This window comes from Azospirillum ramasamyi (assembly GCF_003233655.1).
Classification (GTDB): domain Bacteria; phylum Pseudomonadota; class Alphaproteobacteria; order Azospirillales; family Azospirillaceae; genus Azospirillum; species Azospirillum ramasamyi.
Genome location: NZ_CP029831.1, coordinates 429,219 through 446,601, shown reverse-complemented (window position 1 = coordinate 446,601; position 17,383 = coordinate 429,219). Strand labels below are relative to the sequence as shown.

The window sequence follows — 17,383 nt, the reverse complement described above, 5'->3', positions numbered from 1 at the left end:
GCTTCTTCAAAGCATGACCTTGCGGGTTGGGAACGCGTCGGCTATGCACCCTTCATGAGCTCCGACGCCCTTCCCGAATCCCTCCGCTGCCACGCCGCCCCACCCTCCGCATCCGAGGTGCGCCGTGCCACCGGCGTCGGCGCCATCGCCATCCTGTTGTGGTCGACGGCCGCACTGCTGACCTCGATGTCCAGCGCCATGCCGCCGCTGCAACTGGTGGCGGTCACCTTCGGGCTGGCCTTCCTGACCGGCAGCACCATCGCGGCGGTGCGCGGACGCAGCGTGCTGAGCGCGATGCGCCAGCCGCCGCCGGTCTGGCTGGTCGGGGTCGGCGGCCTGTTCGGCTACCATGCCTGCCTGTTCCTGGCCTTCCACCTCGCGCCGGCGTCGGCCGTCGAGGTCAATCTGCTCAATTATCTCTGGCCGCTGTGCATCGTGCTGTTCTCCGCCCTGTTGCCTGGAGAAAGGCTGAAGCCCAGCCATGTCGCGGGCGCGCTGTGCGGGCTGGCCGGCACGGCGCTGATCGTGTCGGGGCGCGGCGGCGGCCTGCACCTGGATGGCGGCAATCTGCCGGCTTACGGCGCGGCGCTCGCTGCGGCGCTGATCTGGGGCGCCTATTCGGTGCTGTCGCGCCGCTTCGGCTCCGTCCCGACCGAAGCGGTGAGCGGCTTCTGCCTCGTCACCGCCCTGCTGGGCCTGACCGGGCACCTGCTGTTCGAGGAGGCCACCGTCTGGCCGCAGGAGATGCTGGGCTGGCTCGCCCTGCTGGCGCTCGGCATCGGACCGGACGGGCTGGCCTTCTTCGTGTGGGACCACGGGATGAAGCGCGGCGACATCCGGGCGCTGGGCGTGATGTCCTACGCCGTGCCGCCGGCCTCCACCCTGCTGCTGATCCTGTTCGGACAGGCCAGCGGCGGCTGGACCGTCTGGGCCGCCTGCGCGCTGATCGCGGGCGGGGCCGTGATGGCAAGCTGGGACATGATCCGCGGCAGGTGACCTACTTTGCCGGCCAGTCCGCACGCGCCTCCGCCAGCAGCCACTGCCGGAAGGCGGCAAAGGGCGGGTGGTTGGCCTTGCCGCGAGGGTGTACGAGGTAATAGGCCCGCACGCTGCGGTGAGGCCGGTCGATGACCGGGACCAGGGTACCGTCCTCCAGCTCGGCGCGGACCAGCAGGGTCGGCAGCAGGGCGACGCCCAGCCCGGCCTCCGCCGCCTGGGCGGTCGTGGCGAACTGCTCGAACACCATGCCGGCACCGGGACGGGGCGCAAGGCCCTGGGCCGACAGCCACTCGTTCCAGGCGTCGGCGCGGGTGCTGGTGTGCAGCAGCGGCAGCGACAGCAGGTCCGCCGGCTCCGCCACCGGGTGCGCCGCGAGGAAGGCGGGCGAGCAGACCGGCAGCACCTCCTCGTCCAGCAGATGGTCGCAAACGGCGTCGGGCCAGTCGCCCAATCCGTAATGGATCGCGGCGTCGAGGTCGTGCAGGCGGAAGTCGAAGGGCGCCAGCTTGGTGGTGAAATGGATCGTCACCTGCGGGTGCGCCGCCTGGAAGGCAGGCAGACGCGGCACCAGCCAGCGCGTGCCGAAGGTCGGCAGGATGGCGAGGTTCAGTGCGCCGCCCTTGGGTGCCGCGATGGTCCGCACGGTGGCCGCCGCGATCTGGCGCAGCGCGTCGCGGATCGGGTCGGCGTAGAGCGCGCCCGTGGGGGTCAGCGTCACCCGCTGGCCTTTGCGGGTGAACAGCGCCGTGCCGATCTGGTCCTCCAGCGCCTTGACCTGCCGGCTGACCGCCCCTTGCGTCAGCGACAGCTCCGCAGCCGCCGCCGTGAAGCTGCCGGTGCGGGCCGCCGCCTCGAAAGCGGTCAGCATGCTCATGGAGGGGAGAAGGCGGCGCTGCAGATCCATGGCCGCTTCATTACCAAAGCTCATGACGGCTGGAAAGAAAGTCGTTTGCGCTCTGGCGCGGGGCACGGCACGGTCGGTATCCTGGAGATCCTGAACAGGCGGGACGGCATCGCGATGAAGACCGGTGGTCAATTGATCGTCGAAGCCCTGGAGGCGCAGGGCGTGCGGCGGGTGTTCGGCGTGCCGGGCGAGAGCTATCTCGCCGTGCTCGACGCCCTGCACGACAGCCCGATCGAGATGGTCGTCGCCCGCCACGAAGGCGGCGCGGCGATGATGGCGGAGGCGCAGGCCAAGCTGACCGGCCGCCCCGGCGTCTGCCTCGTCACCCGCGGCCCCGGCGCCACCAACGCCGCCTCCGGCATCCATGTCGCCCAGCAGGACGAAACCCCGCTGGTCGTTCTGGTGGGCCAGATCGAGCGCGGCATGCGCGGCCGCGACGCCTTCCAGGAGGTCGATTACGGCAAGCTGTTCGGCGGCATGTGCAAGTGGGTCGCCGAGATCGACAGCGCCGACCGCGTGCCGGAGATGATCTCCCGCGCCTTTCACACCGCGATGTCCGGCCGGCCCGGTCCGGTGGTGCTGGCCCTGCCGGAAGACACGCTGACCGAAACCGCCGACGTCGCCGCCGCCCCGCGGGCGGAGCCGGTGGACAGCGCCCCCACGCCGGCCCAGGTCGCATCCTTCGGCGCCCTGCTGGACAAGGCGGAGCGGCCCCTGCTGGTCGCCGGCGGCTCGCGCTGGACCGAGGCGGCGGTAACGGCGCTGCAAGACTTCGCAGAGACGCTGTCGCTGCCGGTGGCGGTCACCTTCCGCCGCCAGATGCTGTTCGATCACCGCCACCCGCTCTATGCCGGCGACATCGGCTTGGGCATCAACCCGAAGCTGGCGGCGCTGGTCGGGGACAGCGACCTGCTGATCCTGCTCGGCGACCGCTTCTCCGAGGTGCCGTCCCAGGGCTACGAACTGCTGGGCATCCCCGATCCCGGCAAGGCCGGGGGCAAGGCGGTGGTCCACATCCATCCCGGCGCCGACGAGATCGGCCGGGTCTTCCGCCCGACCTTGGGCATGGCCGCCACCCCGGCCGCCTTCCTGGAGGCGATGGCCGGGCTGACCGTAACGGCCAAGCCCGGCTGGGCCGCCCGCGCCGAAGCGGCGCACGCCGCCTATGAGGCCTGGAGCACCCCGCCCGAGGCCATCCCCGGCGACGTGCAGATGGGCCGCATCATGGCCTGGCTGGACGACCGGCTGGACGATGACGCCGTCTTCACCAACGGCGCAGGCAACTACGCCACCTGGATCCACCGCTTCCACCGCTTCCGCCGCTTCGGCACCCAGGTGGCGCCCGCCTGCGGCTCGATGGGCTACGGACTGCCGGCCGCCATCGCCGCCAAGCTGGAGCACCCCACCCGCGACGTTCTTTGCTTCGCCGGCGACGGCTGTTTCCAGATGACGGGGCTGGAGTTCGGCACCGCCGTGCAGGAAGGCGCCGCCGTCATCGTGCTGCTGGTCGACAACGGCATGTACGGCACCATCCGCATGCACCAGGAGCGCGAATATCCCGGCCGTGTGTCCGGCACGGTGCTGAAGAATCCCGATTTCGCCGCCTTCGCCCGCGCCTATGGCGGCCATGGCGAGACGGTGGAGACCACCGACCAGTTCGCCCCGGCCTTCGAACGCGCCCGCGCGTCCGGTCTGCCGGCGATCATCCACATCAAGCTCGACCCCGAAGCCCTGACCCCGAGCCGGACGCTTTCCGAAATCCGTGCGGCGGGCAAGGGGAAGTGATTTAACGAAACACACCTCTTAGTCCCCTCTCCCCCCTTCCTCCCGTAGGGCAAGGGAGAGATTTTACTGACCCAAGGAGCCACCCCGGTGCAGCACAGCGACATCCTCTCCCGTTTCGGCCTGACCTCCAGCGGAGCCGGGCTCACCGCCCGGTCGCCGGTCGACGGCGCCACCCTCGCCACGGTGGCGGAGACCGCGCCGTCGCAGGTGTCGGACATCGTCGCCAATGCCGCCCGCGCCTTCGAGGCGTGGCGTTCGGTGCCGGCCCCGCGCCGCGGCGAGCTGGTCCGCCTGCTGGGCGAGGAACTGCGCGCCGCCAAGGAGGATCTCGGCCGTCTGGTTTCGCTGGAAGCCGGCAAGATCTACCAGGAAGGCCTGGGCGAAGTGCAGGAGATGATCGACATCTGCGACTTCGCCGTCGGCCTGTCGCGCCAGCTCTACGGCCTGACCATCGCGTCGGAGCGTCCGGGCCATTCCATGCGCGAGACCTGGCACCCGGCCGGCCCCTGCCTCGTCATCTCCGCCTTCAACTTCCCGGTGGCGGTGTGGTCGTGGAACGCGGCGCTGGCGCTGGTCTGCGGCGACCCGGTCGTCTGGAAGCCGTCGGAAAAGACCCCGCTGACCGCCGCCGCCTGCCAGGTGATCTTCGAGCGCGCCGTCGCCCGCTTCGGCGACGCGCCGGCCAACCTGTCCCAGGTCGTCCAGGGCGGGCGTGAGATCGGCGAGGCGCTGGTCGCCCACCCCGGCTTCCCCATCGTCTCGGCCACCGGCTCCACCCGCATGGGCCGCGAGGTCGCCAAGGTGGTGGCGGAGCGCTTCGGCCGCTCGATCCTGGAGCTGGGCGGCAACAACGCCATGATCGTGGCGCCGTCGGCCGACCTCGACATGGCCCTGCGCGCCATCCTGTTCTCCGCCGTCGGCACCTGCGGCCAGCGCTGCACCACGCTGCGCCGGCTGATCGTCCACCGTTCGATCAAGGACCAACTGCTGCCCCGCCTGAAGGCGGCCTACGCCTCGGTTCCGATCGGCAGCCCGCTGGAATCCGGCGTGCTGATGGGTCCGCTGGTCGATGCCGACGCCTTCAAGGCGATGCAGCGCGCGCTGGAGTCCGCGAAGGCCGAAGGCGGCACGGTGACCGGCGGCGAGCGCACGCTGACCGACCGCTTCCCCGACGCCTATTACGTCACCCCCGCCATCGTCGAGATGCCGGGCCAGACCGACGTGGTCCGGCACGAGACCTTCGCGCCGATCCTCTATGTCCTGACCTACGACACGCTGGACGAGGCCATTGCGCTTCAGAACGCGGTGCCGCAGGGCCTGTCCTCCTGCATCTTCTCCACCGACGTCCGTGAGACGGAGCGGTTCCTGTCGGCCGCCGGGTCCGACTGCGGCATCGCCAACGTCAACATCGGTCCCAGCGGCGCCGAGATCGGCGGCGCCTTCGGCGGCGAGAAGGAGACTGGCGGCGGTCGTGAATCCGGGTCCGACGCCTGGAAGGCCTATATGCGCCGCCAGACCGCGACGGTGAACTACTCCTCCGCTCTGCCGCTCGCCCAGGGCATCAAGTTCGAGATCATGGGCTAAGGCACACCACCCCGCGGCGTCATCGCCCCTTGCCACCCGACCCTCCCGGCGCGACAATTCCGCCGTGAGCGGTCGGGAGCATGGGGCGATGACGTCCTCCCTGCTATTCCCGCTTTCCCACGGCTTCGGCACGTTCCACACCGCCCGCTGCGACCCGGCGGCGGAGGATGGACGCCTGTTCGCTGGCCTGTTCCCCAACCTGCTCCCCGGCGGCGCCACCGCAGCCTTGAGCGAAGCGGTCGATCGCATGCCTACCGCGGGCTGTTGCGCCATATCATGCGCGACCGCAGACGCGAGTCCCGCTCCTTCGCCACCGCCCGCGCCGGGAATTGAAAAGCCTTCTTCCCTCGCCGGGCGGGGCCGAAGAAAACCATGATTATCCGCAGGCTCTGCGGTTGAGGTGAAGGGCCGCAAACCTCCAATTCCCATCGGCTTACACCCGTCTGCCCCCTGCACCCCACCCATGAAGTCTGCGAACGTCTTTGACGGCCTCCTGAACGGCATCCCGGCGGCACGGGACCCTGGCCGGGCGATTCCATTGGGGCAGGGTTTGATTTGACGCAATTCCGCAACGCAACGGAGGGAGCTATGCTGGGATCCGGTGGTCGATCTGGTTGACGCATTGCCCTCCACCCCCACGGCGCCCCCACGGGAGAAATCCACGGGAGCATCCAGGCGCCCCTTCCCCCGCCGGCCGGGGGAAGGCCGGGTGGGACCCCGATCTCGTTGCACCGCCGCTGCACTGCCGTAACCGCCTCCATCCCGCACGGTTTCCGTCCTACCCAATCGGCCGGAGCGACCATGTCCTTTCAAACCTCCGCGCAACCGTCTGCCGATCCGTCCGCCGATCCGTCCGCCGATCCGCCTGCCGCCCCGGAATCCGGCTCGGCTCCGGGCCGGGTCGTGGCGGTCCGTGGTTCCGTCATCGACATCCGCTTTCCCGACGCGCCGCTGCCGCCGCTGTTCGATGCGGTGGAGATCCTGTGGGACGGCCCGGAACGGCTGGTGGCGGAGGTGCAGGGCCATCTCGACGCCGCCACCCTGCGCGCCATCGCGCTGCAGGGAACCTCCGGCCTGCGGCGGGGCACGCCGGCCCGACCCACCGGCGGCCCGCTGACCGCCCCGGTGGGCGACGCCGTGCTGGGCCGGCTGATCGACGTCATGGGGCAGGCGCGCGACGACGGGCCGGAGATGCCGCCCGACACGCCGCGCGCGCCGATCCACCGCCCGCCGCCGCCGCTCGCCCGGCGCAGCCCGCGGCGCGACATGATGGAAACCGGCATCAAGGTGATAGACCTGCTGTCCCCGTTGGCCCGCGGCGGCAAGGCGGCGATGTTCGGCGGCGCCGGGGTCGGCAAGACCGTGCTGGTGATGGAGCTGATCCGCAAGATGGTGGAGCGCCACACCGGCATCTCCGTCTTCGCCGGCATCGGCGAACGCTCCCGCGAGGGACAGGAGCTGTGGGAGGAGATGCAGCGCTCCGGCGTGCTCGACCGCACCGCGCTCGTCTTCGGCCAGATGAACGAGCCGCCGGGGGCGCGCTGGCGCGTCGGCCTCACCGCGCTGACCATCGCCGAGCATTTCCGCGACGAGGCACGGCGCGACGTGCTTCTGCTGATGGACAACGTCTTCCGCTTCGTCCAGGCCGGCGCCGAAGTGTCGGGCCTGCTCGGCCGCCTGCCGTCGCGCGTCGGCTACCAACCCACGCTGGCCAGCGAGATCGCCGAGCTGGAGGAGCGGATCGCCTCCACCCCCGGCGCGGTGGTGACGGCGATCCAGGCGGTCTATGTCCCGGCCGACGACTTCACCGATCCCGCGGTGGCGGAGCTGTTCAGCCATCTCGACAGCTCCATCGTGCTATCGCGCGCCATGGCGGCGGAAGGGCTGTATCCGGCGGTGGATCCCCTGAGTTCCACGTCCAGCCTGCTCGACCCGCTGGTGGTGGGGGAGGCGCATTACCGGCTGGCGGAGGAGGTGCGCAAGACCATCGCCCATTACCGCGAACTGCAGGACGTCATCGCGCTGCTGGGCATGGAGGAACTGAGTGCCGCCGACCGTCTGGCCGTGCGCCGCGCCCGCCGCCTGCAGCGCTTCCTGACCCAGCCCTTCCTGGTGACGGAGGCCTTCACGGGCCATGGCGGCGTCAGCGTGCCCCTGGAGGAAACGCTGAAGGGCTGCCGCGCTATACTGGACGGTGAGGGCGACGACTGGGCCGAAAGCTCCTACTTCATGACCGGCACCCTCGATCAGGTGCGCGAGCGCGACCGCGCCGGGAGGGAGGAATGAGCACAGACCTGCGGATGTCCCCCTCTCCCCCCCGGGAAGAGGACCGGGGTGAGGGGGAAGCGAAGCGGGCGGAAGGGTTGTCCCTCCTCGTCACCACCCCCACCTCCGTCGCCGCCAAGCTCACCGGCCTCCGCCACCTGCGGGCGGAGGATGCCAGCGGTGCCTTCGGCATCTGGCCCGGCCACGCCGACCTGCTGACCGCCCTGGCGGTTTCGGTCGTCAGCTGGCGCGACGCCGCCGGGCGCGAAGGCTACTGCGCCGTGCGCGGCGGGGTGCTGACCGTCCGCGACGGCGCCCGGATCGCCGTGGCGACGCGGGAGGCGGTGGTCGGCGACGATCTGCAGGCCCTGGAACGCGACGTGCTCGCCCGCTTCCGCCACGACCGCGAGGAGGAGGGGGAGGCGCACAGCGGCGCCCGCCGCATGCATCTGGCCGCGATCCGCCACATCCTGACCTACCTGCATCCCGACCGCCGCACCAATACCCCCGTCGTCCCCATTGCCGACGGCGGGGAGGAGGCGCCATGACCGACGGGCAGGATCCGCTTCCGGGCAGCGTCCGCCGCCGCCGCGAAAGGCGGGAGCGCTGGATGCGCGAGGGCGAAAGGCCACTGGGCCGCAACCTCGCCCTGATCGGGGCGCTGGGCTGGCTGGTGATCGTACCGACGCTGGCCGGCCTGTTCACCGGGCGCTGGCTCGACGAGCGGGCGGGCGGCGGGATCTTCTGGACGGCGGCGCTGCTGTTCCTCGGCGTGGTGCTCGGCGGCTGGCTCGCCTGGTCCCGTATCGAGCAGGAGCGCTGACCCGATGACCGCCGCCGAACTGCTTCCCATTCTGGCCGGCGCGCTGGCGGGGCTGGCATTGGGACTCCTGTTCTTCCGCGGGCTGGCGGCGACCTCACGGCTCTATGTGGCCGGCGGGGTCCGGCGGGCGCTTCCGCTCCATCTGCTGCGGCTGGCCGCCGCCGCCGCCGGCTTCACCGCCGCCGCCCTGTGGGGAGGCGCCGCGGCGCTGCTGGCGATGCTGGCCGGCTTCCAGCTGGCCCGCGGCCTCGTGGTCCGGCGCGAAAAGCGGGCCGGGGCGGAAGCGCCATGACGGAATCGCCCCTGACGACGCCGGTCGTCTTCCTGCTCGGACCGGTCCCGGTCACGCTGCCGGTCGTCGTCACCTGGGGACTGATGGCGGTCATGACGCTGGGCGCCGCGCTGGCGACGCGGCATCTGCGGGTCGAGCGGCCGGGCCGCGTCCAGACCGTGCTGGAACTGGTGGTGGAGACCCTGCGCCGCCAGATCGCCGAGACGATGCAGACCGACGCCACGCCCTTCCTGCCGCTGCTGGGCACGCTGTTCCTCTATCTGGCGGTCGCCAACCTGTCCGGGCTGGTGCCGGGGCTGAAGGCGCCGACCGCCTTTCTGGAGACGGCGGCGGCGCTGGCGCTGGTCGTGCTGCTGGCGTCGCAGGCACTGGGCATCCGCCGCCGCGGCCTGTGGACCTACCTGAAGGGTTTCGCCCACCCCACCCCGCTGCTGCTTCCGCTGAACATCCTGTCGGAGCTGACGCGCGCCTTCTCGCTGTCGGTCCGCCTGTTCGGCAACGTGATGAGCGGGGAATTCGTGATCGCCATCGTGCTGTCGTTGGCCGGCCTGTTCGTGCCGGTGCCGCTGATGGCCTTGGAACTGCTTCTGGGCCTCGTGCAGGCGTACATCTTCACCGTGCTGGCGGCGGTTTTCATCGGCGGCGGCGTCGGGACAATTGAAAAGGGATAGGAACCATGGACATCCATTCGATCAGCATCCTCTGCGCCGCCCTGGCCGTCTCGGTCGGGGCCATCGGGCCGGCCCTGGCGGAGGGACGCGCCGTCGCCGCCGCGATGGAGGCCATCGCCCGCCAGCCGGAAGCCGCCAACACCCTGTCGCGCACCCTGTTCGTCGGTCTGGCGATGATCGAGACGATGGCGATCTACTGCCTCGTCGTGGCGCTGCTGCTGCTGTTCGCCAACCCGTTCGCCTGACCGCGGCAATTCCGGAGCCCCGTCATGCACATCGACGGTTGGACGATTCTGCTCCAGGCGGTCAATTTCCTGATCCTGGTCTGGCTGCTGCGCCGCTTTCTCTATCGCCCCGTCCTGGCGGTGATCGCCGAGCGCCAGGCCGCCACCGAGCGCGCCCGCAACGAGGCCGAGGCCGCTCGGCAAGCCGCCGAAGACGCACGCCGGGCCCTGGAGGATCAGCGCGCGGCCCTGCCGGCCGAACGCGACCGCCTGATCGCCGCCGCCCGCACCGAGGCGGAGGCGGAGCGCGCCGCCCTGCTCGACCGGGCGCAGGCCGAGGCCGACCATGCGCTGGACGAGGCGCGCGCCCGGCTGGCCGAGGAGCGGGCGCAGGCCCTGGGCGCTCTGCAACGCCACGCCGCCGATCTCGGCACCCAGCTGGCGGCCCGCCTTCTGCAAGACGCCCCGGCACGTTCCCTGACCCGCCCCCTGCTGGACGAGGCCTGCGCGGCGGTGGAGGCATTGCCCGCCGACCAGCGCCATGCCCTGACGGACGGAGTGGGGACGGGGGTGGACGCGGAGGCGGGATCGGAGGCGGTGCCGGTGCGTCTCGCCTCGGCCGTCCCGCTGCCGGACGGGGACGCCGCCCATGCCCGCGACCGGCTGACGGCGGCATTGGGGCGGCCGGTGGCGCTGGAACTGGCCGAGGATCCGTCGCTGATCGCCGGTGTGGAGCTGCATTTCGCCCACAGCGTCGTCCGCCGCAGCTGGAAGCAGACACTGGCCGAGGCGAGGGAGGAGATGATCCGTCATGACTCCGCAAGAACCGATGCCGACCCCGTCGCTTGAGGACGCGCTCGACGCCTGGATGCCGGGCGCGTTGCGCCGGCTGGACGGGCTGGATACGGCCGCGCGGCTGGAATCGGTCGGGCGGGTGGAGTCGGTCGGCGACGGCATCGCCCATGTCTCCGGCCTGCCCGACGTGCGGGTGGACGAGCTGCTGCTGTTTCCCGGCGGGGTCGCCGGTCTCGCCATGGATCTGGATGATCGGATCGGCTGCGTGCTGTTGGGCGACGCCGCGCAGGTCGCCGCCGGCGGAGCCGTCCACGGCACCGGCACCGTGCTGCGCGTGCCGGTCGGCGACAGGCTGATGGGACGGGTGGTCGATCCGCTCGGCAACCCGCTGGACGACGGCCCGCCCATCGAGGCCGACGGGTGGGAGACGGTGGAGCGTCCCGCTCCGGGCATCGCCGAGCGCGCCGCGGTGTCCGAACCGCTGCTGACCGGCACCGCGGTGATCGACGCCATGTTCCCGCTCGGCCGCGGCCAGCGCGAGCTGCTGATCGGCGACCGCGCCACCGGCAAGACCGCCATCGCGGTGGACGCCATCCTCAACCAGACCGATGGCGACGTGTTCTGCGTCTACGTCGCCGTCGGGCAGAAGGCGTCCGGCGTGCGCGCGGCGATCGAGGCGGTGCGCCAGGGCGGCGCCACCGCGCGCACCCTGTTCGTCATCGCCGCCGCCGATTCCGCCCCCGGCCTGCAATGGCTGGCGCCCTATGCCGGCTTCACCATGGCCGAGCATTTCCGCGACAGCGGCCGCCACGCCCTGGTGATCGTCGACGACCTGACCAAGCATGCGGCGGTCCACCGCCAATTGTCGCTGCTGCTGCGCCGTCCGCCGGGGCGGGAAGCCTATCCGGGCGACGTCTTCTACCTGCACAGCCGCCTGCTGGAACGGGCGGCCAAGCTCGGACCCGGCAGGGGCGGCGGGTCGCTGACCGCGCTGCCCATCGCCGAGACGCAGGGCGGCAATCTATCGGCCTACATCCCGACCAACCTGATCTCCATCACCGACGGTCAGGTCTGCCTCGACGCCAAGCTGTTCTACGAGGGACAGAAGCCGGCGGTGGACATCGGCCGCAGCGTGTCCCGCGTCGGCGGCAAGGCGCAGCCGCCGGCCCTGCGCAGCCTCGCGGAACCACTGCGGCTCGACTACGCCCAGTTCCTGGAGCTGGAGGCCTTCACCCGCTTCGGCGGTCTGGTGGACGAGCGGACGCGCAAGGCGGTGGAGCATGGCCGGCGCATGCGGGCGCTGCTGGCGCAGCGGCACCTGTCGCCCCGCCCGCTGGCGGTCCAGGCGGCGCAGCTGCTGGCGCTGGCCGACGGCACGCTCGACCGGCTGCCGCTGGAGGCGATGCCGCGCTTCCAGACGGCGCTCGCCGCCCTGGTCGAGGCCCGCCCGCCGAAGATCGGCGACAGGCTCGACGACGCCACCAAGGCGGCGCTGCGTGATCTGATCGCCCAGGCGGCGACGGATTTGGGCGGAGGAACGCCATGACCGAACGGCTGGAGGAGGTCGAGGCCCGGCGGGCCAGCGTGCAGGATCTGGAATCGGTGACGGACGTCATGCGATCGCTCGCCGCCATGCGGCTGCAGCAGGCGCTCGGCACGCTGGGCGGCACCCGCGCCTATGCCGAGGTGATCGCCGGGGCGCTGGGCCAGGCCGCGGCCTTGCTGGACGACGCGCCGCTGCAATGGCCGGTCAACGGACGCGGCCATCATGCCTGGGTGCTGTTCGCGCCGGAACATGGCTTCGTCGGCGGCTTCGCTGAAAAGCTGGTCGATGCGGCGCTGGCGGCGCCGCCGGGCTGCGAGCTGTGGGTGGCGGGTTCGCGCGGCGCCGCCCTGCTGGAGGAACGCGGCCGCCCGCCGGCCTGGACCACGGCGATGGCGACCAACACCGATGCCGTCACCGCCACCGCGCTGCGCATCGCCGAGGCGCTCTACCACGCGGCGGCGGACGGGCGGCTGGGCCGGGTGGATCTGCTCTACGGCCGGACCAACGCGGGCGCGCCGCCGGAACTGATGCGCCGCCCGCTGCTGCCGCTCGGCCTGCCGCACATTGGCGCCCGGCCGGTGCCGCCGCTCATCAACATGCCGCCGCGCGACCTGATCGCCCGTCTGGTGGACGAATATGTCTTCGCCCTGCTCGCCAATGCCGCGATGGAGGGCTTTGCCGCCGAGAACGCCGCGCGCCTCACCACCATGATGACGGCCCGCCACAACATCGAGAACACGCTGGAGGAACTGACCGCAACGGCGCGCCACCTGCGCCAGGAACAGGTCACGAATGAACTGATCGAACTGGTGTCGGGCGCCGAGGCGATGCGGTGAGGGGTTTCGCAAGCGCCACCAGCAGTTCCGCCGCCGCCAGGGCCGCGATCACCTCCGGCCGCTTGTCGCCGGTCAGCGCCGCACCGATGGGGCAGGTCAGCCCCTCCAGCGCCTGCGCCTCCCGCCCCCGCGCCCGGAACCAGCGCTCGAACTTCGCCCGCTTGGTGGCGGAACCGATCATGCCGACATAGGCGGCATCACCCCGGCGCAAAGCGGCCTCGGCGATCTCGAAATCCAGGGCGTGGCTGTGGGTCAGCACCAGATAGCCGGCACCGGCAGGAGCCTCCGCCAGCGGATCGAGCGGGCTGTCGGTCAGGATGCGTTCCACCCCCGCCGGGATCGTCCCGGGAAACTCCTGCGCCCGGCCGTCGATCCACCGCAGGCGCAGCGGCAGCGGCGCGAAGGCCGTCGCCATGGCCCGTCCGACATGCCCGGCCCCGAACAGCAGCAGCGTCGGCCGCGCCTCCCGCGCCCGGCGCTCCCGTTCCTGCAACGCCGCCACGGTGCCGCTATCGGCCCGCTCCAGCCGCAGCACGACATGCCCGCCGCAGCACTGGCCCGTCGCCGGCCCCAGAGCGAGGTCGAGCGTCTCGGCGGCGGTGCCGTCCTCCAGCATCCGCCGCGCGGTGGCGATGGCGGTCCATTCCAGCCGTCCGCCGCCGACCGTTCCGGCACAGGCCTCCCGCCCCACCAGCATGCCGGCCCCCTCCTCCCGCGGGGTGGAGCCGCGCGCCTCGGCGACGGTGACGAGAATGGCGGGAGCGCCCAGCGACAGCCAGTCGGAGAGGGTGGTGGAGAGGATGGTCATTGTCGGGAGGCGGCGGCCCGCTCCCGCAGCGCCGCGATACAGGTCAACACCCGCTCCGGCGTGGCCGGCGCGTCGAGCCTGGGGCAGAACCGATGCCCGGCGACGCTCGCTACCGCGTCGGACAGGGCGTGGAACACCGACATGCCCAGCATGAAAGGAGGCTCGCCCACCGCCTTGGAGCGGAAGATGGTGTCCTCGCGGTTCGGCGCATTCTCCAGCAGAGCGACGTTGAAGATGCGCGGGCGGTCGGAACAGGCCGGGATCTTGTAGGTGCTGGGCGCGTGGGTGCGCAGCCGGCCCTCCCCGTCCCACCATAGCTCCTCCATGGTCAGCCAGCCCATGCCCTGGACGAAGCCGCCTTCGATCTGCCCCTTGTCGATGGCCGGGTTCAGCGACCGGCCGCAGTCATGCAGGATGTCCACCCGGTCGACCACATACTCGCCGGTCAGCGTGTCCACCGTCACCTCGGCGCAGGCCGCGCCATAGGCGAAGTAGTAGAAGGGCGTGCCGCGCCCCGCCGCCCGGTCCCAATGGATCTTGGGCGTCTTGTAGAATCCGGTGGCCGACAGCTGCACCCGCGCCATATAGGCCGCGCGCACCAGATCGGCGAAGCTCATGTCGCGGTCGCCGACCATCACCCGGTTGCGCCCGAACCGCACCGCCTCCGGCGCCACGCCCCATTTCTCCGCCGCGAAGGCGACCAGCCGCTCCCTGATGCTGCGGGCCGCCGCCTGCGCGGCCTTGCCGTTGAGGTCGGAGCCCGACGACGCCGCCGTGGCCGAGGTGTTGGGCACCTTGCCGGTGCTGGTGGCGGTCGGGCGGATGGTGGAGATGTCGACCTGGAACTCTTCCGCCACCACCTGGGCGACCTTGGTGTAGAGCCCCTGCCCCATCTCGATGCCGCCATGGTTCAGCTGGATGCTGCCGTCGGTGTAGACATGGACCAGCGCGCCCGCCTGATTGTAGTGGCTGGCGGTGAAGGAGATGCCGAACTTCACCGGCGTCAGCGCCAGCCCCTTGCGCAGGATGCGGCTCTTGGCGTTGAAGGCGCGGATCTCCTCCCGCCGCGTCCAGTAGCCGCTGCTTTCCTCCAGCTGCGCCACCAGTTCGGGCAGGATGTTGTCGGTGACGGTCTGGTGATAGGGCGTCAGGTTGCGGCCGTCTCCCCCGGCATCCGTCCCGTAGAAGTTCCGCTTGCGGATCTCCAGCGGATCCTTGCCCAGGGCGAAGGCGATCTCGTCGATCACCCGTTCCGCCGCGACCATGCCCTGCGGGCCGCCGAAGCCACGGAAGGCCGTGTTGGACACCGTGTTCGTCTTCAGCGGCAGAGATTCCAGCCGCGCCGCCGGATAGAAATAGCCGTTGTCGGCATGGAACAGCGCACGGTCGGTCACCGGCCCCGACAGGTCGGCCGCATAGCCGGCCCGCGCCGCGAACAGCATCTCCACCCCCCGGACCAGCCCGCCGCCGTCGAAGCCGACGCGATAGTCGATCTCGAAATCATGGCGCTTGCCGGTGATCTGGAAATCGTCGTCGCGGTCGGGACGCAACTTGGCGGCGCGGCCGGTGCGCTTGGCGACCAGGGCGGTGCAGGCGGCGAACAGGTTCGACTGCGTCTCCTTGCCCCCGAAGCCGCCGCCCATCCGCCGCACCTCCACCGTCACCGCGGCGTCCGGCACGTCCAGGACATGGGCGACGATGTGCTGCACCTCCGTCGGGTGCTGGGTGGAGACATGGATCAGCACCTCCTGGTCCTCGCCCGGCACCGCCATGGCGATCTGGCTTTCCAGGTAGAAATGCTCCTGCCCGCCGATGGCGAGCCTGCCCTCCACGCGATGCGGCGCCGCGGCCAGCGCCGCATCGGCGTCGCCGACCCGCAGCGTCATCGGCGGGGTGACGAGCGTGCGTGCGCCGTCCCGAGCGGCGGCGATGGTCAGGACGGCGGGCAGCTCCTCGTACTCGACAACCGCCAGCTTGGCGGCGCGGCGGGCCTGGTCGCGGGTCTCGGCGGCGACGGCGAAGATCGGTTGGCCGACATGCTCGACCAGGGTCGAGGCGAACAGCGGCTCGTCATGCTTGCCCATGCAGCCGATGTCGTTCACCCCCGGCACGTCGTCGGCGGTGAAGACCGCCACCACGCCCGGCGCCCCGCGCACCGGCGACAGGTCGATGGAACGGATGCGCGCATGCGCCCGGCTGCTGAGGCCGAGATAGACGTGCAGCAACCCGGCCGGCTCGGCGATGTCGTCGACATAGACCGCCTCGCCGCTGACATGCTTGTGCGCGCTCTCATGCCGGCGCGGGTCATGGACGGCGCCCTCGATCCGCGCGCCGGGCAGGGTTGGGGCGGGCGCGATGGGGGTTGTGACGTCAGGCATGCGCAAGCCTCCGGTCGCCGACCAGACGGGTGTCAGCCGCCGGGTCGCTGGTCTCGACATACAGCTTCATCAGCAAATTCGCGGCCACCATGGAGCGATAGCCCGCGCTGGCCCGCCAGTCGCTCAACGGCGTGTAGTCGCCGGCCATCGCCTCCATCGCCCGGATCACGGCGTCCTCGGTCCAATGTCCGCCCAGCAGCGCCGCTTCCGCCGCGCCGGCGCGCTTCGGGGTGCCGGACATGCCGCCGAAGGCGATGCGGATGTCGGCGACGCGGCCCTCGCCGTCCAGCCTCAACCGGAAGGCGCCGCAGACGGCGGAGATGTCCTGGTCGAAGCGCTTGGCGATCTTGTAGGCACGGAAGCGCATCCCCGCCGCCGGTTTGGGCAGGATCACCGCCTCCACGAACTCGCCCTCGCGACGGTCCTGCCTGCCGTATTCGATGAAGAAATCCTCCAGCGGCAGTTCGCGCGTCTCCGCGCCGCGCCGCAGCCGCAGGGTGGCGCCGCAGGCGATCAGCGCCGGCGGCGTGTCGCCGATGGGGGAGCCGTTGGCGATGTTGCCGCCGATGGTGCCCATGTTGCGCACCTGCTCCGCCCCGATGCGGCGGATCAGCTCGCCGAAGTCGGGATAGAGCGCCGCGATCCGCTCCGCCGCGTCGCTGTAGGTGACGCCGGCCCCGATCACCAGCGCGTCGCCGCGATCCTCGATCCGCCGCAGGTCGCGGACCCGGCCGGTGTAGATCACCGTCGCCAGCACGCGCTGGAACTTGGTCACCCACAGCCCGACATCGGTCGCCCCCGCCACGATGGTGGCGCCGGGATTGTCGAGCAGGAGCTGCGCCAGCTGCGGCACGGTGGCCGGCGCCAGGAAACGGCGTCCGCCGGCTCCGACGCCGAGGATCTCCTCGTCCCGCAGGGCCTTCAGCTTTTCCGCCATGGCGGCGCGGTCGGCGAAGCGGTCGGCCGACCGGTCGCCGATGTCGTACATGCCCTGCGCGGCACGGACGATGGGTTCATAGCCGGTGCAGCGGCACAGGTTGCCGGCAAGCGCGTCGTCGATGCGCCGGCCGTCCGGCCGCTCCTCGTTCAGGTACAGCGCCAGCAGCGACATGACGAATCCCGGCGTGCAGAATCCGCATTGCGAGCCGTGGCAATCGACCATCGCCTGCTGCACCGGATGCAGCGCGCCGTCCGGCCCCTTCAGATGCTCCACCGTCAGCAGCCGGCAGCCGTCCAGCGTGGCGAGGAAGCGGATGCAGGCGTTCACCGCCTCGTAGCGCAGCGTGTCGCCGTCCAGCCGCCCGACCACCACGGTGCAGGCGCCGCAATCGCCCTCCGCACAGCCTTCCTTGGTGCCGACCCGCCGCTCCGACAGCCGCAGCCAGTCCAGCACCGTCAGGGTCGGGTCGACCGCGTCGATCTCCCGAAGCTCGTCGCCGAGATAGAAGCGGAGGCGCTGGCGCATGGCTGCTC

Annotated in this window: 16 protein-coding genes; 12 read left to right on the top strand and 4 right to left on the bottom strand. The window is 71.3% G+C overall.

The features are described from left to right. Positions 1-54 precede the first annotated feature (54 nt). Complete coding sequence (gene yddG / locus DM194_RS18445) at positions 55-996, top strand: aromatic amino acid exporter YddG (protein WP_111069027.1); 942 nt, start codon at positions 55-57, stop codon at positions 994-996. A gap of 1 nt (position 997) precedes the next feature. Here yddG and gcvA read toward each other — a convergent pair whose 3' ends face one another. Further along, positions 998-1,903 (bottom strand): transcriptional regulator GcvA, encoded by a 906-nt coding sequence (gene gcvA / locus DM194_RS18440; RefSeq protein WP_111069026.1) that lies wholly within the window; start codon positions 1,901-1,903, stop codon positions 998-1,000. Between the two features lie 114 nt (positions 1,904-2,017). Between gcvA and DM194_RS18435 the strand changes: the two genes are divergently transcribed. The 11 genes from DM194_RS18435 (at position 2,018) to DM194_RS18380 (ending at position 12,724) form a co-directional block, all read left to right on the top strand. Next, positions 2,018-3,688, top strand: coding sequence for a thiamine pyrophosphate-binding protein (locus tag DM194_RS18435; RefSeq protein ID WP_111069223.1), 1,671 nt, complete (start codon positions 2,018-2,020; stop codon positions 3,686-3,688). An 87-nt stretch (positions 3,689-3,775) separates the two neighbouring features. After that, on the top strand, positions 3,776-5,272 hold the full coding sequence (gene amaB, locus DM194_RS18430) for an L-piperidine-6-carboxylate dehydrogenase (RefSeq protein ID WP_111069025.1): 1,497 nt from the start codon (positions 3,776-3,778) through the stop codon (positions 5,270-5,272). 801 nt (positions 5,273-6,073) lie between these two features. Then, positions 6,074-7,558: a F0F1 ATP synthase subunit beta gene (atpD, locus tag DM194_RS18420; protein WP_111069023.1), complete on the top strand. Its 1,485-nt coding sequence runs from the start codon at positions 6,074-6,076 to the stop codon at positions 7,556-7,558. After that, entirely contained in the window at positions 7,555-8,085 is a 531-nt protein-coding gene (locus DM194_RS18415; RefSeq protein ID WP_111069022.1) for a F0F1 ATP synthase subunit epsilon, read from the top strand. Before atpD ends, DM194_RS18415 begins: the two co-directional genes overlap by 4 nt. Beyond that, entirely contained in the window at positions 8,082-8,360 is a 279-nt protein-coding gene (locus tag DM194_RS18410; protein ID WP_111069021.1) for an AtpZ/AtpI family protein, read from the top strand. Before DM194_RS18415 ends, DM194_RS18410 begins: the two co-directional genes overlap by 4 nt. A 4-nt stretch (positions 8,361-8,364) precedes the next feature. Continuing rightward, positions 8,365-8,652, top strand: a complete 288-nt coding sequence (locus DM194_RS18405) for an N-ATPase subunit AtpR (RefSeq protein WP_111069020.1) — start codon at positions 8,365-8,367, stop codon at positions 8,650-8,652. Continuing rightward, a complete protein-coding gene (locus DM194_RS18400; RefSeq protein WP_111069019.1) occupies positions 8,649-9,323 on the top strand; it encodes a F0F1 ATP synthase subunit A in 675 nt (224 codons plus the stop codon). Before DM194_RS18405 ends, DM194_RS18400 begins: the two co-directional genes overlap by 4 nt. A 5-nt stretch (positions 9,324-9,328) precedes the next feature. Beyond that, positions 9,329-9,568, top strand: coding sequence for a F0F1 ATP synthase subunit C (locus DM194_RS18395; protein ID WP_111069018.1), 240 nt, complete (start codon positions 9,329-9,331; stop codon positions 9,566-9,568). A gap of 24 nt (positions 9,569-9,592) precedes the next feature. Continuing rightward, positions 9,593-10,396, top strand: a complete 804-nt coding sequence (locus tag DM194_RS18390; protein ID WP_111069017.1) for a F0F1 ATP synthase subunit delta — start codon at positions 9,593-9,595, stop codon at positions 10,394-10,396. Further along, positions 10,359-11,888 (top strand): F0F1 ATP synthase subunit alpha, encoded by a 1,530-nt coding sequence (locus tag DM194_RS18385; RefSeq protein ID WP_111069016.1) that lies wholly within the window; start codon positions 10,359-10,361, stop codon positions 11,886-11,888. Before DM194_RS18390 ends, DM194_RS18385 begins: the two co-directional genes overlap by 38 nt. Then, a complete protein-coding gene (locus tag DM194_RS18380; RefSeq protein WP_111069015.1) occupies positions 11,885-12,724 on the top strand; it encodes a F0F1 ATP synthase subunit gamma in 840 nt (279 codons plus the stop codon). Before DM194_RS18385 ends, DM194_RS18380 begins: the two co-directional genes overlap by 4 nt. Here the strand turns inward: DM194_RS18380 and xdhC are convergent. The 3 genes from xdhC to xdhA are packed head-to-tail and all read right to left on the bottom strand — an operon-like array spanning position 12,675 to position 17,375. Continuing rightward, positions 12,675-13,532, bottom strand: coding sequence for a xanthine dehydrogenase accessory protein XdhC (xdhC, locus tag DM194_RS18375; RefSeq protein ID WP_111069014.1), 858 nt, complete (start codon positions 13,530-13,532; stop codon positions 12,675-12,677). The two genes, DM194_RS18380 and xdhC, sit on opposite strands and share 50 nt — an antisense overlap. Beyond that, positions 13,529-15,910: a xanthine dehydrogenase molybdopterin binding subunit gene (gene xdhB, locus DM194_RS18370; protein WP_111069013.1), complete on the bottom strand. Its 2,382-nt coding sequence runs from the start codon at positions 15,908-15,910 to the stop codon at positions 13,529-13,531. Before xdhB ends, xdhC begins: the two co-directional genes overlap by 4 nt. Then, entirely contained in the window at positions 15,903-17,375 is a 1,473-nt protein-coding gene (xdhA, locus tag DM194_RS18365) for a xanthine dehydrogenase small subunit (RefSeq protein WP_111069012.1), read from the bottom strand. The genes xdhB and xdhA overlap by 8 nt, the downstream gene beginning before the upstream one ends. Positions 17,376-17,383: the final 8 nt, after the last annotated feature.

Excerpts from the sequence above, each read along its gene's own strand:
- yddG (WP_111069027.1), top strand. The coding sequence starts at position 55 with ATGAGCTCCGACGCCCTTCCCGAATCCCTCCGCTGCCACGCCGCCCCA.
- gcvA (WP_111069026.1), bottom strand. The coding sequence starts at position 1,903 with ATGGATCTGCAGCGCCGCCTTCTCCCCTCCATGAGCATGCTGACCGCT.
- DM194_RS18435 (WP_111069223.1), top strand. The coding sequence starts at position 2,018 with ATGAAGACCGGTGGTCAATTGATCGTCGAAGCCCTGGAGGCGCAGGGC.
- atpD (WP_111069023.1), top strand. The coding sequence starts at position 6,074 with ATGTCCTTTCAAACCTCCGCGCAACCGTCTGCCGATCCGTCCGCCGAT.
- DM194_RS18415 (WP_111069022.1), top strand. The coding sequence starts at position 7,555 with ATGAGCACAGACCTGCGGATGTCCCCCTCTCCCCCCCGGGAAGAGGAC.
- DM194_RS18410 (WP_111069021.1), top strand. The coding sequence starts at position 8,082 with ATGACCGACGGGCAGGATCCGCTTCCGGGCAGCGTCCGCCGCCGCCGC.
- DM194_RS18405 (WP_111069020.1), top strand. The coding sequence starts at position 8,365 with ATGACCGCCGCCGAACTGCTTCCCATTCTGGCCGGCGCGCTGGCGGGG.
- DM194_RS18400 (WP_111069019.1), top strand. The coding sequence starts at position 8,649 with ATGACGGAATCGCCCCTGACGACGCCGGTCGTCTTCCTGCTCGGACCG.
- DM194_RS18395 (WP_111069018.1), top strand. The coding sequence starts at position 9,329 with ATGGACATCCATTCGATCAGCATCCTCTGCGCCGCCCTGGCCGTCTCG.
- DM194_RS18390 (WP_111069017.1), top strand. The coding sequence starts at position 9,593 with ATGCACATCGACGGTTGGACGATTCTGCTCCAGGCGGTCAATTTCCTG.
- DM194_RS18385 (WP_111069016.1), top strand. The coding sequence starts at position 10,359 with ATGACTCCGCAAGAACCGATGCCGACCCCGTCGCTTGAGGACGCGCTC.
- DM194_RS18380 (WP_111069015.1), top strand. The coding sequence starts at position 11,885 with ATGACCGAACGGCTGGAGGAGGTCGAGGCCCGGCGGGCCAGCGTGCAG.
- xdhC (WP_111069014.1), bottom strand. The coding sequence starts at position 13,532 with ATGACCATCCTCTCCACCACCCTCTCCGACTGGCTGTCGCTGGGCGCT.
- xdhB (WP_111069013.1), bottom strand. The coding sequence starts at position 15,910 with ATGCCTGACGTCACAACCCCCATCGCGCCCGCCCCAACCCTGCCCGGC.
- xdhA (WP_111069012.1), bottom strand. The coding sequence starts at position 17,375 with ATGCGCCAGCGCCTCCGCTTCTATCTCGGCGACGAGCTTCGGGAGATC.